Source organism: Enterococcus sp. E5-37 (assembly GCF_035726925.1).
In the GTDB taxonomy this organism is placed as follows: Bacteria; Bacillota; Bacilli; order Lactobacillales; family Enterococcaceae; genus Enterococcus_B; species Enterococcus_B faecium.
This window is the reverse complement of sequence record NZ_JAPMLG010000002.1, coordinates 162731-176927: the sequence shown is the minus strand read 5'-3', so window position 1 is coordinate 176927 and position 14197 is coordinate 162731. Positions and strand designations below refer to the sequence as shown.

The following is a 14197-nucleotide window of genomic DNA, read 5'->3' as shown; positions in this document are numbered from 1 at the left end:
CCTTTAATTAAAATATGAATAAGCGAATCTATCTATGATATTAGATCACGCAGCTTTCACATTGATTGCTTCCGATTTCTTCTGCATCATCAGTAAAGGTACGTACGTAATAAATGGATTTGATTCCTTTATGGAAAGCGTAATGTCTTAAAATATTCAAATCACGTGTCGTTTGCTTCGTTGTTGTCTTCCATTCATAAATGCCTTCTGGGATTTCAGAACGCATGAATAAAGTCAAACTCATGCCTTGATCGACGTGTTGTTGTGCCGTTGCATAAACATCGATTACTTTACGCATGTCCATATCATAAGCAGAAGTGTAATACGGAATCGTCTCATTGGATAGATAAGGCGCTGGGTAATAAATTTTACCGATTTTCTTCTCTTGGCGTTCTTCGATCATGCGAGTGATAGGATGAATACTTGCACTCGTATCGTTGATATATGAAATTGAGCCATTTGGTGCTACTGCCAAGCGATTTTGATGATACAGTCCATCTTTCATTACTGCTTGTTTCAAAGCATTCCAATCTTCAGCAGTTGGGATAAAAATGCCTTCAAACAATGCTTTGACTTTTTCTGATTTTGGCTGGAATTCTCCAGTTACGTATTTTTCGAAATAAGTGCCGTCAGCATAAGCTGATTTTTCAAAATTATGGAAAACTTGTTTTCTTTCACGAGCGATATTGTTGCTTTCAACAAGTGTCCAATAATTCAACAGCATGAAGTAAATATTTGTAAAGTCTAATGAATCCTCTGAGCCATATTCCATTTGTTCTTTTGCAAGATAAGTGTGTAAGCCCATGGCACCTAATCCAATCGTATGATTCAGCTTATTTCCGTTTTGGATCGGTGGTACGACATCGATATCAGATGCATCTGTAATAAATGTCAATGCACGAGTCATCGTACGCACAGATTGACCAAAGTTAGGGCTTTGCATCAAATTCACGATATTTGTCGAGCCTAAGTTACATGAGATATCTGTTCCTAATACTTCATATTCCTGTTTGCCGTTAATCACAGAAGGCGTTTGAACTTGTAAAATCTCTGAACATAAATTACTCATGATGATCTTGCCATCGATTGGATTCTCGCGGTTCGCTGTATCAATATTGATTACGTAAGGATAGCCAGATTCTTGTTGTAATTTTGAGATTTCATTTTCAAGATCACGCGCTTTGATTTTTTGTTTGCGAATGTTTGGATTTGCAACTAGATGATCATACTCAGCTGTAATATCTACATAAGAGAATGGGACACCATATTCTTTTTCGACACTATATGGACTAAATAAATACATATCTTCGTTTTTACGTGTCAATTCATAAAATTTATCAGGTACGATCACGCCAAGAGAAAGAGTTTTTACGCGAATCTTTTCATCTGCATTTTCTTTTTTTGCTGAAAGGAAAGCAATAATGTCTGGATGGAAAACGTTCAAATAAACCACGCCAGCTCCTTGACGCTGACCTAATTGATTAGAATAGCTGAAACTATCTTCGAATAATTTCATAACTGGAACGACACCACTTGCAGCACCCTCATATCCTTTGATAGGAGCGCCGGCTTCACGAAGATTTGATAAAGTAATCCCTACGCCGCCACCAATACGGGACAATTGCAAAGCAGAGTTGATTGAGCGCCCGATAGAGTTCATATCGTCAGTGACTTGAGTCAAGAAACAAGACACCAATTCGCCCCGACGTTTACGTCCAGCATTCAAGAAAGAAGGTGTAGCTGGCTGATATCGTTGATGGATCATTTCGTCTGCAAGAGCAAGTGCTAATTCTTCATCCCCGTTCGCAAAGTAAAGCGCATTGAAGGCTACTCGATCTTCATAAGTTTCCAGATAAGCGGAACCGTCGTTGGTTTTCAACGCATATTGAGAATAAAATTTGTAAGCAGCCATAAAAGATTTGAAAGAAAAATGTTGCTCGTCCAAAAATTGATATAGCTTTTCAATAAATGATGGTGAATACAATTGAATGAATTCTGCTTCTATATATTCTTGATCGATCAAGTAATTGATTTTTTCCATAATAGATGGAAAAGTCATCGTATTTGGTTTGACATTTTCCTCAAAAAAGGCAACTAAAGCTTCTTTATCCTTATTCAAAGGGATTTGACCATTGACTGGCCGATTGATTTCATTATTCAGCTTGAAATAACTGACATCTTGTAAATTTTTAAGACTCATACGTACGCCCAACCTTCATTTCGTATTTGATGATGCTTGATTACAAATCATTGCATTGTTTTTAAGCTTTAAAAAAGGATTTGGAAGTTTGCGACAAAAACTGGTGCTGTCTCAAGCCCTTCAAATCCATGTATCACGTTTTGATTCTTTTAGTCATGTTAGCTGGCAAGTTTACGCAACTGATCAGGACGGAATCCGATAACTGTTTCTGCATCAGAAGTAATGACAGGAACACTTTGGAATCCTTGTGCTTTCAACCAGTCTACTGCTTCAGGCTGTTCATCGATATTGACTTCTTCAAAAGCAATTTGATTTTCTGTTAAAAACCGTTTGACCATCTTACATTGCATACAATTATTTTTAGAAAAGATTTTTACGTTCATGGTGAGTGCCTCCTCTAACACATTCTTATTATCTATAATAGATAGTATAAAACTCTTAGTAAAAAAGTCAAACAACAAACACTACATATTGTGTTGTGGAAACTGTGGAATACTAAGTTTTGTGTTTTTGAAAAAAGAGCTGAAAACAAGTATCGTGTGGGAAAATAGCAAATTTAATAGAGAAAAAATTGTGGAAAACTATGAAGAAATATTTTTTTCTCATTTTTATCTATCAATACTAAAGATTCGCTCATAATATCACAAGTATAATTGACATTCTCAATTACCGAGAGTATTCTATGTGAGAATGATTCTCATTTATTTGCGTAACACGTAAGAAAATTAGAACATATAATGAATGATTTTAATACATGATTTATTTCACAAGAGAGGAATCAATATGCAGACCTTAGCGCAGGCAAAGCAAAATTTCGTTTATCAAGTCGAACGAATCGAAACAGAAGAAAAAACAAAACGCCATTTGCAAAATATCGGGATCGTTGCCGGAAGTAAAATCGTCGTCGTCAATTTATCAGGCAACAATGCCATTTTACTGGTAAAAAGTCATCGAGTGGCAGTAAGTCGGGAAATACTAGGTCAAATCTTTGTCAATAAAAAGACTGCTTCCTCTGAAAGCTGGACTTCTCTTGATCAATTAAAAGCAGGAGAGACTGGGATCGTCGTAGCAATCCACGGACAAGGCGCAGTGAAGCGACGGTTAATGGATATGGGATTGACGCGAAATGTAAAAATAGTTATCCGAAAACTAGCCCCTCTGGGAGATCCAATCGAACTGACAGTGCGAGGGTATGAACTGACGTTACGAAAGTCAGAGGCCGAACTAATCTTGATACAAAGGGAGGAAAAAGAATGAATATCGCGTTAGTCGGAAATCCAAACAGCGGGAAAACTAGCTTGTTCAATCTCTTGACTGGTTCGAATCAATATGTAGGGAATTGGCCGGGCGTAACAGTAGAAAAAAAAGAAGGATCGTTGAAAAAAAATCCGAACATTCATATTCAGGACCTACCCGGCATCTATTCTTTGTCTCCTTATACACCAGAAGAAGTGATTGCAAGAGATTATTTGGTTCAGGAACAGCCTGAACTGATCATCAACATTATTGATGCTACCAATTTAGAACGGAATCTTTATTTAACTACGCAGTTATTGGATTTAGACATTCCTATGATCATTGGTCTGAATATGATGGATGTCATCAAAAAAGAAGGAAAAAAAATCAATCTAGAAAAGCTTTCCTATGGTCTTGGTGTACCAGTTTTACCAATCAGCGTATTGAAAAATCAAGGAATCGAAAAACTAATCGAAAAGATTCAGGAGTCTGCAAAAAAGCGACCTTCTATTCCTGTTCCCTGTACATATGATCCACGTGTAGAAGCAGCTTTACATGAAATTGAAGATGTACTAGGAGAACAAAGCGGCAAGAAACGCTGGTATGCAATGAAATATTTTGAACGAGATCAGAAGGTAAGAGAGGATTACGAGATAGCAGTTTCTCAGCAAAAAGAGATCGAGCAACTGATCCAGTTAACAGAGAAACTATTGGACGACGATAGTGAGACGATTCTGGTCAATGAACGTTATGAATTTATTACCCAACTATGTACACTCTGTGTTGTGTCAAATGATTCTTTCCAATTATCGATGAGTGACAAAATCGATCAGATTGCAACGAATCGTTGGTTAGCCTTGCCGATCTTCGCATTTGTGATGTGGCTGATCTATTATCTGGCTATTCAAACAGTAGGAACAATGGGGACAGATTGGATCAATGACACATTGTTTGGTACATGGTTACCAGAACATGTTGGCAGATTGTTAGCTGAATGGCAAGTAGCGGGATGGATGCAGGAGCTGATCTTGAACGGCATCATCGCAGGCGTGGGAGCAGTGTTAGGATTTCTACCGCAATTGATCATATTGTTTTTATGCTTGAGCTTTCTGGAAGACTGCGGATATATGGCGAGGATCGCTTTTGTCATGGATCGACTTTTCAGGAAATTCGGTCTTTCAGGAAAATCCTTCATTCCTATGCTGATTGCTACAGGATGTGGAGTGCCAGGCGTCATGGCCAGTCGCACGATTGAAAACGAGCAAGATCGTCGTTTGACGATCATGGTCACAACCTTCATGCCTTGTTCTGCAAAGTTGACGATTATTGCCTTAGTAGCAGGGGCCTTTTTTCCTCATCAATCTTGGGTAGCTCCTTCTGCCTATTTTCTTGGTATGACTGCAATTATTTTCTCTGGAATCAGCTTGAAAAAAACACGTTTGTTTGCTGGAGATACAGCTCCTTTTATCATGGAATTGCCCGCATATCATTTTCCTCAATGGTCAGCGGTCCTAAGACAAACCTATGACCGCAGCAAGTCTTTTGTTAAAAAAGCAGGAACGATTATCTTTGTTTCTAGTATCGTGATCTGGTTCAGCTCTTCTTATAATTTTTATGCTCAACCTGTTTCTGAAGACCAAAGTATCTTAGCCTTTTTCGGGCGAATCCTGGCAGTTGTTTTTCAGCCGCTTGGTTGGGGAAACTGGCAAGGAACAGTCGCAGCGATTACAGGATTGGTCGCTAAAGAAAATATTATTGGCACATTTGGTATTTTGTTTGGTCATGCGGAAGTATCCGAAAATGGCAGAGAAATCTGGCAAGTGCTACAACACACATATACTCCCGCAGCAGCTTATTCATTGTTAGCCTTCAATTTACTTTGTGCGCCTTGTTTTGCGGCAATTGGGGCTATCCATCGGGAAATGAATGCCAATAAATGGACTTGGATCGCCATAGGCTATCAATGCGGTTTAGCTTATTTAGTTAGTTTTGTGATTTATCAGTTGGGACACTTATTGGAGGGTGGACAGGTAGCGTTAGGGACGTATCTTGCTATTTTACTGATGATAGGACTCGTTTATGTTTTGTTCCGTCAGCCAAAATCCAAGAACCAGTTTTATACTATATTGTCATTAGAAGGAGAGGAATAGGATGGCGACATTCTTATTAAGTGTGTTAATCTTTGGAAGTGCAGGCGCCATTGTCTATACTCGTTTAAAATCCGGAAAGAATTGTGATGACTGTCAAACAGCTTGCCCAGTAAAAAAGGAACAGATCAAGCGATGATCAGTCGTTGCAAGAGGCTATTCTCCCTTTTTTGCTTATTTTGCTAGAGCATAGTAAGATGAGGGAAAGTAAAAAAAGAAAGAGGAAAGAAAATGTCTGGAAAGAAAAAAATCGTCCGCCCGCGCTACCAGCAGATTGCTGTTGATTTAGCCGAACGTATCGTTGAAAACCGATATAAAGTGGGTGAGAAGATCCATGCCCGCTCAACACTTGCCAGTACGTACAATGCTTCTCCTGAGACTACCCGCAAGGCTATCAATGTGCTGGTAGATCTTGGAATCATGGAAGTACGGCATGGAAGTGGGGCATTTGTTGCTTCGAAGGAAAAAGCAAAAGATTTCCTATTGCAATATCAAGATGTACAATCCATCCAAGATACAAAAGCAGAAATCATGGCAAGTGTGGAGAAGCAACAAGATGAGCTGAATCATTTTTCTCAATTATTGGATCAGCTGGTCAATCAAACGAAGCGAATACATAAGATGAATCCTTTACTTCCGTTTGAATTATCTTTATCAGAAAAAGCAATGCATCTGGACCGTTCAATTAGCGAGTTGAATATCTGGCAGGCGACTGGCGCCACAGTTATCGCAATTTCTCATAATGAAGAACTGCTTGTTTCACCTGGCCCCTATGCTAAATTTACGGCAGGGGACATCGTTCATTTTATTGGAAATGAATATACACTACAGCGTATGACAAACTTTTTTTACCCGGAGCATCAGCTTGCAGAATGATTGTGTGAAATATTAAAAAAATATTAACTTGGCTAAACCTTTTATTTACAAAGATTTAGCCAAGTTTTTTTCAGTTTGGACAAGCAAATTTCTTTCATTTTTGACAAAGTGACTACATGATGTTAACATAGTGTGGTCACTTTTTTCAGAAAGAAAAATGAATTTACATAAAAAAGGAGAATTTGTTTGGTAAAAGTAGAAGTAAAACATTTAACAAAGATATTTGGTAAAAAGACACAAGCCGCTTTAGATATGATGAATGATCACCAGCCGAAAACGGAGATTTTAAAGAAAACCGGTGCAACGGTTGGTGTGTATGACGTGAATTTTGACGTAAAAGAAGGAGAAATCTTCGTGATCATGGGGCTTTCCGGGAGTGGGAAATCCACATTGATCCGTCTATTGAATCGTCTGATTGAGCCAACTTCGGGCAGTATCTATATTGATGGAGAAGATGTATCGAAGTTAAGCAAAGAAGAATTGCGAGAAGTCCGTCGTCATAAAATCAATATGGTTTTCCAAAACTTCGGTCTGTTTCCACATCGAACGATCTTGGAAAATACAGAATACGGGTTAGAAGTCCGTGGTGTACCTAAAGAAGAACGACAAGAAAAAGCAGAAAAAGCATTAGAAAATTCTAGTTTGCTTTCATTTAAAGACCAATATCCTAGTCAGTTATCTGGTGGGATGCAACAACGGGTTGGCCTAGCCAGAGCTTTAGCAAATGATCCTGAGATCTTGCTGATGGACGAAGCGTTCTCGGCTCTTGATCCGCTGATCCGGCGAGAAATGCAAGACGAATTACTGGACCTGCAAGCCAATGTTCAAAAAACGATTATTTTCATTACCCATGATTTGAATGAAGCTTTACGGATTGGGGACAGAATCGCCTTGATGAAAGACGGCGAAATCATGCAGATCGGAACAGGCGAAGAAATATTGACCAATCCAGCAAATGATTATGTACGTGAATTTGTGGAAGAAGTCGATCGTTCCAAAGTGCTTACGGCTCAAAACATCATGGTACCTGCATTGACGACGAATATCGAATCTGATGGACCAAACGTTGCATTGACAAGGATGCGTAATGAAGAAGTCAGCATGCTGATGGCTGTTGACAGAAAGAGACACCTGAAAGGGATCATCACTGCAGATCAAGCGTTAGAAGCTAGGAAGCAAAAACGTCCATTGATCGACTTCCTAGATGAAAATGTGACGGTGATCGGGAAAGACATGGTGGTAAGTGATATTTTCAATATTATTTATGACTCACCGACTCCACTTGCAGTTGTAGAGGATGGAAAATTAAAAGGTGTCGTCATCCGAGGTAGTGTGATTGAAGCATTAGCAGAAACAAGCGAGGTGAGTGAACATGAATAATCTATTGAACTATCAATTACCAGTGGCAAACTGGGTAGAAAATATCACAGAATGGTTTACGACAACTTTTTCTGGCCTATTTTCATTTTTACAAACGATCGGACAGGCAGTGATGTCGGGGATTACAAATTTACTGTTAGTGATTCCAGCTCCTTTGTTTATCTTGTTATTGACGGTAGCAGCTTTCTTTATTTCTAAGAAACGTCCAGGACTTACGTTGTTCACATTAATCGGTCTATGGTTTATTTATAACCAAGGTCTATGGAATGATTTGATGAATACTGTCACACTTGTTCTTTTATCTAGTGTGATCTCAATCATCATTGGGGTACCATTAGGGATCTTGATGGCAAAAAGCAGTAAAGCCCAAAGTATTATCAAACCGATCCTTGACTTTATGCAGACAATGCCAGGATTCGTTTATTTGATTCCAGCAGTTGCATTTTTCGGTATCGGGATGGTTCCAGGGGTATTTGCCTCAGTCATCTTTGCTTTGCCACCAACCGTTCGTTTTACGAATTTAGGGATTCGACAAGTTCCTAAAGAATTAGTAGAAGCTTCTGATTCATTCGGGAGCACAAGTCGTCAAAAACTATTCAAACTAGAATTGCCTTTAGCTAAAAGTACGATCATGGCAGGGATCAATCAAACAACAATGCTGTCACTTTCAATGGTCGTTATTGCCTCTATGATCGGTGCACCCGGCTTAGGACGCGGCGTATTATCAGCATTGCAAAGAGCACAAGTCGGGAATGGATTTGTCAACGGGGTTGCATTAGTTATCTTAGCAATCATCATTGACCGTTTTACACAGCATTTGAACCAGCCAAACAATAAAAAAGCTGCAGGAGCAGCAACACAGAAAAGTAAAAAACGTCAAGGACTGATCATTGGTGCTGTAGTAGTAGTGATCTTAGGTGCGATTGGTATAGGGAGTTTTTCATCTGCCAAAGAAACAAAACGTATCAACTTATCTTATGTTGAATGGGATACAGAAGTTGCTTCAACAAATGTAGTCGGTGAAGTATTGAAACAAATGGGCTATGATGTAACGATGACGCCATTAGATAATTCAATCATGTGGAAATCTGTTTCAAATGGCGAGTCAGATGCCATGGTTTCAGCTTGGCTACCTAAAACTCATGGTTCACAATATGCACAATATAAAGATCAAGTCGAAGACCTAGGTGCCAATTTGACAGGAGCAAAAGTTGGTTTAGCAGTGCCAGCCTACATGGATGTAAATTCGATCGATGAGTTAACCGATCAGGCAGGTAAGAAAATCATAGGAATCGAGCCAGGAGCTGGTGTAGTTACGGCTGCTGAAAACACGATCCAAAAATATGACAACTTGAAAGACTGGAAAGTCGAGACATCTTCTTCAGGAGCAATGACCGTTGCACTAGGTCAAGCGATCAAAAAACACGAACCAATTGTAGTTACAGGATGGACACCTCATTGGATGTTTGCCAAATATGATCTGAAATACTTAGAAGATCCTGAAAACGGAATGGGAAGCGAAGAGCAGATCCATACGATGGTTCGAAAAGGATTGAAAGAAGACCAGCCAGAAGCTTACAAAGTATTAGACAATTTCCATTGGTCAGAAAAAGATATGGAAAAAGTTATGTTGGAAATCAACAATGGAAAAGATCCACAGCAAGCAGCAAAAGACTGGATCAAAGAGAACCAAGAATTAGTCGAAAGCTGGAAAAAATAAAAAGACAGACACGAAATAAATGGAGCTTCCAAAATTGGATCAAATATCCAAATTTGGAAGCTCCATGTTCGTCTCTATCTTTTTTGTCTATAAAAAAAGAGAATGCGTAGCTCATCTTCGAAACGTCCAAAGACGCCGACAAACTATTATGGATTTATGGGTGCGAGTCAAAGAGATCGATCGTAGGTATGAAAGACTAATGTGATTAAAGTTTATTATGTACGAAGTGCATTCTCAAAAAATATTAAAGAATATACATAGTTTATATACTTAAAAGTGATTAAATTCTTATTCAGGAATTATTTTGCTACGTTTCAAGAAGGAATTGTTTTTTGAAATTTAATGAATGTTAGAATAATAGTCTAAAAACATTAATTTAGGGGTGATTAGATTATGAAACATTTAAAAATTTTGTCTATTAAAGAGACACAACTTATCTATGGGGGTACCACTCATAGTGGAAAATATTATGGAAATGGAGTGTATTGCACTAAAAATAAATGTACGGTCGATTGGGCCAAGGCAACTACTTGTATTGCAGGAATGTCTATAGGTGGTTTTTTAGGTGGAGCAATTCCAGGGAAGTGCTAAAATGAAAAAAAATGCTAAGCAAATTGTTCATGAATTATATAATGATATATCTATAAGTAAAGATCCTAAATATTCTGATATTCTTGAGGTTTTACAAAAGGTATATTTAAAATTAGAAAAACAAAAATATGAATTAGATCCCAGTCCTTTAATAAATAGATTGGTGAATTATCTATATTTTACTGCTTATACTAATAAAATAAGATTCACTGAATATCAAGAGGAATTAATAAGAAATTTGAGTGAAATTGGAAGAACTGCTGGAATAAATGGTTTATATCGAGCAGATTATGGAGATAAATCTCAATTTTAATGATACTTATAATATTAAATATGTCTCAAAATTTTTTGATTAGAAAAATAGGTATATTGAATCAGTGCCATAAAAGTATTTATAGTTTGTAGGGGGAATCGTAATGGAAGAAAAAAATAGACTAAATGCTAAACAATGTTCAGATCAAGAGCTTAAAAAAATTAAAGGAGGTGCTGGAACAAAACCTCAAGGAAAACCGGCATCAAATTTAGTGGAATGTGTTTTTTCATTATTTAAAAAGTGTAACTAAAATTTTTTTTATGATATCCTAAAATCAGGAGGGGATCTCTTGATTACTATCGATACAAAAGCTTATCTATTAAGAATGTTCGTGGGAAACTTTTTCTTTTTTCTCTTATTTTATATGACTAATACTGATCTTAACAAAAGAAAATATCTTTTTGTATGTTTATTGATACCACTCACTTTTTTTGCTGAATTATTTACTGATGTTTCCGCAGCTATACCTATAATCGGAAGTTATTTTATATTAAAGGAAAAGAAGAAAACTAATATAGTGCTTTTAAATAAATTACTATTATGTATGCTTATTGATGATTTCAGATCTATTATTACTTCCATGGTTATGACGTATATGTTTTCATTTGAAGGGATAAAAGGGTATGGTTATGTAGTATTCCAGATAATGCTTGATTCTTTGTTCTTACTGATGTTTATTTGGTTATATAGAAAATTAGCTATAAATAGGATTGTTGAACAGTCCAGTTCTAAACTTACTGCTATATTCATGATTTATTTACTTACAATTGGTTTATTTGTTTCTTATGTTGCTCATCAATATCAAGTATTTGATCATTTTGTGTTTGGTGTCTTAATATTTTTAATCATTCAAATGTTTGTTGTTCTATTTTTATTTATTAGAATAACTATTAGGCAACGAGAACAATATGAACAGCAATTGAAAAGAAAGGAATTGGTTTATCTAAAAAAATATACTGATTCACTGGAAAAAGATCAAGAAAAATTTGCCAGATTTAGACATGACTATAAAAATTTATTGCTGAGTTTAAAAGAAATCGCTAATCAAAACCATGATTCGATATTGGAAAAAGAAATAAAAGAATTAGAGATCTATTCTAATTCTTATCTAACCAATAAGTTTGAATATCGTTATTTAAAAAATATAAAAAATGAATATTTGAAAAGTTTGTTGATAGCGAAGCTATACCAAGCAAATAACAATAAGATTTGTTGTAAATTCGAATGTCCAAGTACTATTATTGAAGTTCCTGTTCCAATATTTGACTGTATTAGGGTGCTTGGAATTATTCTCGATAATGCAATTGAAGCATCTATAGAGAGTCAAGATAGAGAACTGTCTCTAGCTATTTACCGAGATGATAAACAGATAGAAATTTCGATATCGAATAGTTGTAGAGAGATACTACTCTCTATAGATACTCTAATGAAAAAAGGAATAACAACAAAAAAGGGACATCAAGGGTTAGGTTTATCTAGTATAGAGGAAATCAATAAAAAGAATCCCAATATGTTTGTGAACTATCAAAACGATCCGTATCAATTTACTACTCAAGTTATTTTGTTGTTTTGAGGGAAGGAGGATTTATGAGTTATCCAATAATATTATGTGAAGATCAAATTATACAATTAAATCAGTTAGAACGAATTATTGATAATTTCATTCTTTTTCACGATGAAGTATTTAAGATAGTATTGAAAACACAAAGTCCGTTAGAAGTTAAAAAATACCTCAAACAATTCCGACCAAAGCAAGGAATATATTTCTTAGATATTGATTTAAATCATGAAGTTAACGGTATAGAATTAGCAGAAGTAATCAGAAAATATGATGTTCAAGCAAAAATCATTTTTACAACTACTCATGATGAGATGTTACCCGTAACAATAAAAAGAAGAGTTGAAACGTTAGGATTTGTAACAAAAGATCAAACACTAGATGAGTATCGAAACGAGATTGTTGAGTTATTGTTATTAGCGCAAGAAAGGATAGATGCAACAAAACAGGTTACGAATCAAGCATTTGTTTTTTCCATAGGTTCTCAAACATTTACTTTTGATATAAATGACATTTATTTTGTAGAAGCTTCAAAATTACCACATAGATTATCATTGTGTACTAAAGATGGGCAGTACGAATTTTATGGAAGAATTAGTGAGCTTTAAAAGAAATATCCTATGTTAACAAGAATTAGTCGAGCGTGTTTAGTAAATATCTTTAACGTTAAAGAAATAGATTTTAAAAAACGTTCACTATATTTTGATTCAGAGTTGGCCAGAAACTTTACTTTAGGGAAAGCACAAAAAATTAAGGAGAAGTTGAAAGAAAGCACTGTTTAGTGGTTTTTTCTTTAGGGAGATTGCATTTTTCTAATAAAATAGATTCCTTCACTAGTGCAAATTTTTCTGAATCCTATTAAAGTTGTACCAATTTTTATAGCTGTTATTAGTTACGTGCATAACAGCAATATTAGTTACTGGAGGAATATTTCTATGGTCTGGAACCAAAAAAGGGCCAAATGAATAGTTCTTTTCTTGTTTTTATTAAGTACCATAAAGGGGAATTAAAATTAAATGTATGGTGGAAGATGCGAAAGATTTGGCAAATTCTACTAATTTTTAGAAAGTGTTTTTCATTTTTTAGTTAAAAAATTTGTCCTGTCAAGTGCAATCCTATGATTGTACTTGATAGGATTTGAGATAATTACTTTCCTGTTTTTATAAATTTAACTTGCAGGAACAGGCTTTAATGCACATCCGACAAGTACATTACCAATACCTCCTGTAACGGCCGAAATAGGTCCTCCTGCAGCACCAACTACAGCGCTGCAAGTCCTTTTGTAAAAATATCTCTACCATTACATTTCCAAAGAATTTTTATCTGACTTTAATAAAAGATAAAAATTTAATATAATTATAAAAACTAGCACAAGAAGCTTTAGTAAAAAGTTCTGTCCATTCCAAACTTTTGAAAAGATAAAGAACATACCTATGTTCGTAATCGACACAAACCAATCTTGAGGTTTGATATTTTTTAATTGTTTACGCACCGGTCCACATGCCGAATCCAGCACCTAATAAAGCTCCACCTACACCACAAGCAGCTATTGCATAAGGTCCTCCGGCTGAACAAAGTTTTACTCCTGCTGTTGCCCCAGAAAAAGTAGTGCCTAAAACTCCCACGGCACTCCCACCTTGAATATTTTTCAACTCTTCTGAAGATAATATAAATGTTGTTTTTGTGTTTTTAATATGCATAATACTTATTCTCCTTTTTTTATTTTTTTCGAGCATCCCAGCCAGCTGCAGCACCTCCAGCGACAGCTCCATATAACCCTCCAACAACACCGCAAGCTGGTCCGCAAATTGCTGTTCCTAAACCTGCACCACCTACTGCCCCTGTGGTAAGTCCACCTAGAACTTGCCCCAATTTTCCCCAAGCATTATTGCCTCCACCAACAGTTTGTGCATTTCCACAATACTTAGTTCCTTTACATTTTGCATGTTTAAACACGCTTCTTTAAATAATATTTTTTACGGTGCTACTGTAACATACGTATTTGATTAACAGTAAAAATCTTCCTGAAACTTATCAAGTTTATTCTTGAATAGTAAAATTTCCAAAATAAATTTGATTCAGGAATGAAAAAGTTAGTGTTCAAGAACTGTTTTCAAAGTTTTTGTGGAATTATGAGACAATATTTTCACTGTATTAAAGCTATATTGAGAATTTT

General features: G+C 36.1%; 14 protein-coding genes and 1 pseudogene. 11 read left to right on the top strand and 4 right to left on the bottom strand.

Going from position 1 to position 14197, the window contains the following annotated elements:
- Positions 1–40 precede the first annotated feature (40 nt).
- The gene (gene nrdE / locus OS138_RS02415; RefSeq protein WP_002319007.1) at positions 41–2200 is read right to left on the bottom strand and encodes a class 1b ribonucleoside-diphosphate reductase subunit alpha; all 2160 of its coding nucleotides are present in this window, start codon (positions 2198–2200) and stop codon (positions 41–43) included.
- 158 nt (positions 2201–2358) lie between these two features.
- Positions 2359–2583, bottom strand: a complete 225-nt coding sequence (nrdH, locus tag OS138_RS02410) for a glutaredoxin-like protein NrdH (RefSeq protein ID WP_002287795.1) — start codon at positions 2581–2583, stop codon at positions 2359–2361.
- Positions 2584–2983: 400 nt separating this feature from the next.
- Here nrdH and OS138_RS02405 point away from each other — a divergent pair, with 400 nt between their 5' ends.
- From OS138_RS02405 to OS138_RS02355, 11 genes and pseudogenes are all read left to right on the top strand, one after another.
- Positions 2984–3457, top strand: coding sequence for a FeoA family protein (locus OS138_RS02405; protein ID WP_002287797.1), 474 nt, complete (start codon positions 2984–2986; stop codon positions 3455–3457).
- Positions 3454–5586: a ferrous iron transport protein B gene (gene feoB, locus OS138_RS02400; protein ID WP_325069641.1), complete on the top strand. Its 2133-nt coding sequence runs from the start codon at positions 3454–3456 to the stop codon at positions 5584–5586. The genes OS138_RS02405 and feoB overlap by 4 nt, the downstream gene beginning before the upstream one ends.
- Before the next feature lies 1 nt (position 5587).
- Positions 5588–5722, top strand: a complete 135-nt coding sequence (locus OS138_RS02395; protein ID WP_002290587.1) for a hypothetical protein — start codon at positions 5588–5590, stop codon at positions 5720–5722.
- Positions 5723–5814: 92 nt separating this feature from the next.
- Positions 5815–6459: a GntR family transcriptional regulator gene (locus OS138_RS02390; protein ID WP_002287801.1), complete on the top strand. Its 645-nt coding sequence runs from the start codon at positions 5815–5817 to the stop codon at positions 6457–6459.
- Positions 6460–6645: 186 nt separating this feature from the next.
- A complete protein-coding gene (locus OS138_RS02385; protein WP_002287805.1) occupies positions 6646–7839 on the top strand; it encodes a quaternary amine ABC transporter ATP-binding protein in 1194 nt (397 codons plus the stop codon).
- Positions 7832–9559, top strand: coding sequence for an ABC transporter permease/substrate binding protein (locus tag OS138_RS02380; RefSeq protein WP_002298506.1), 1728 nt, complete (start codon positions 7832–7834; stop codon positions 9557–9559). Before OS138_RS02385 ends, OS138_RS02380 begins: the two co-directional genes overlap by 8 nt.
- 393 nt (positions 9560–9952) lie before the next feature.
- Entirely contained in the window at positions 9953–10150 is a 198-nt protein-coding gene (locus tag OS138_RS02375) for a class II bacteriocin (protein ID WP_002304799.1), read from the top strand.
- 1 nt (position 10151) lies between these two features.
- Positions 10152–10463, top strand: coding sequence for a bacteriocin immunity protein (locus OS138_RS02370; protein WP_002287810.1), 312 nt, complete (start codon positions 10152–10154; stop codon positions 10461–10463).
- Between the two features lie 103 nt (positions 10464–10566).
- Positions 10567–10713 (top strand): EntF family bacteriocin induction factor, encoded by a 147-nt coding sequence (locus OS138_RS02365; RefSeq protein WP_002294600.1) that lies wholly within the window; start codon positions 10567–10569, stop codon positions 10711–10713.
- Between the two features lie 39 nt (positions 10714–10752).
- Complete coding sequence (locus OS138_RS02360) at positions 10753–12036, top strand: sensor histidine kinase (RefSeq protein ID WP_442784204.1); 1284 nt, start codon at positions 10753–10755, stop codon at positions 12034–12036.
- A gap of 14 nt (positions 12037–12050) precedes the next feature.
- Positions 12051–12803 (top strand): annotated as a pseudogene (locus tag OS138_RS02355) (response regulator transcription factor).
- A 702-nt stretch (positions 12804–13505) separates the two neighbouring features.
- Here the strand turns inward: OS138_RS02355 and OS138_RS02350 are convergent.
- Both OS138_RS02350 and OS138_RS02345 read right to left on the bottom strand, forming a co-directional pair.
- Positions 13506–13721: a Blp family class II bacteriocin gene (locus OS138_RS02350; RefSeq protein WP_002307138.1), complete on the bottom strand. Its 216-nt coding sequence runs from the start codon at positions 13719–13721 to the stop codon at positions 13506–13508.
- A 19-nt stretch (positions 13722–13740) separates the two neighbouring features.
- Positions 13741–13977, bottom strand: coding sequence for a bacteriocin (locus tag OS138_RS02345; protein ID WP_087626418.1), 237 nt, complete (start codon positions 13975–13977; stop codon positions 13741–13743).
- Positions 13978–14197 lie beyond the last annotated feature (220 nt).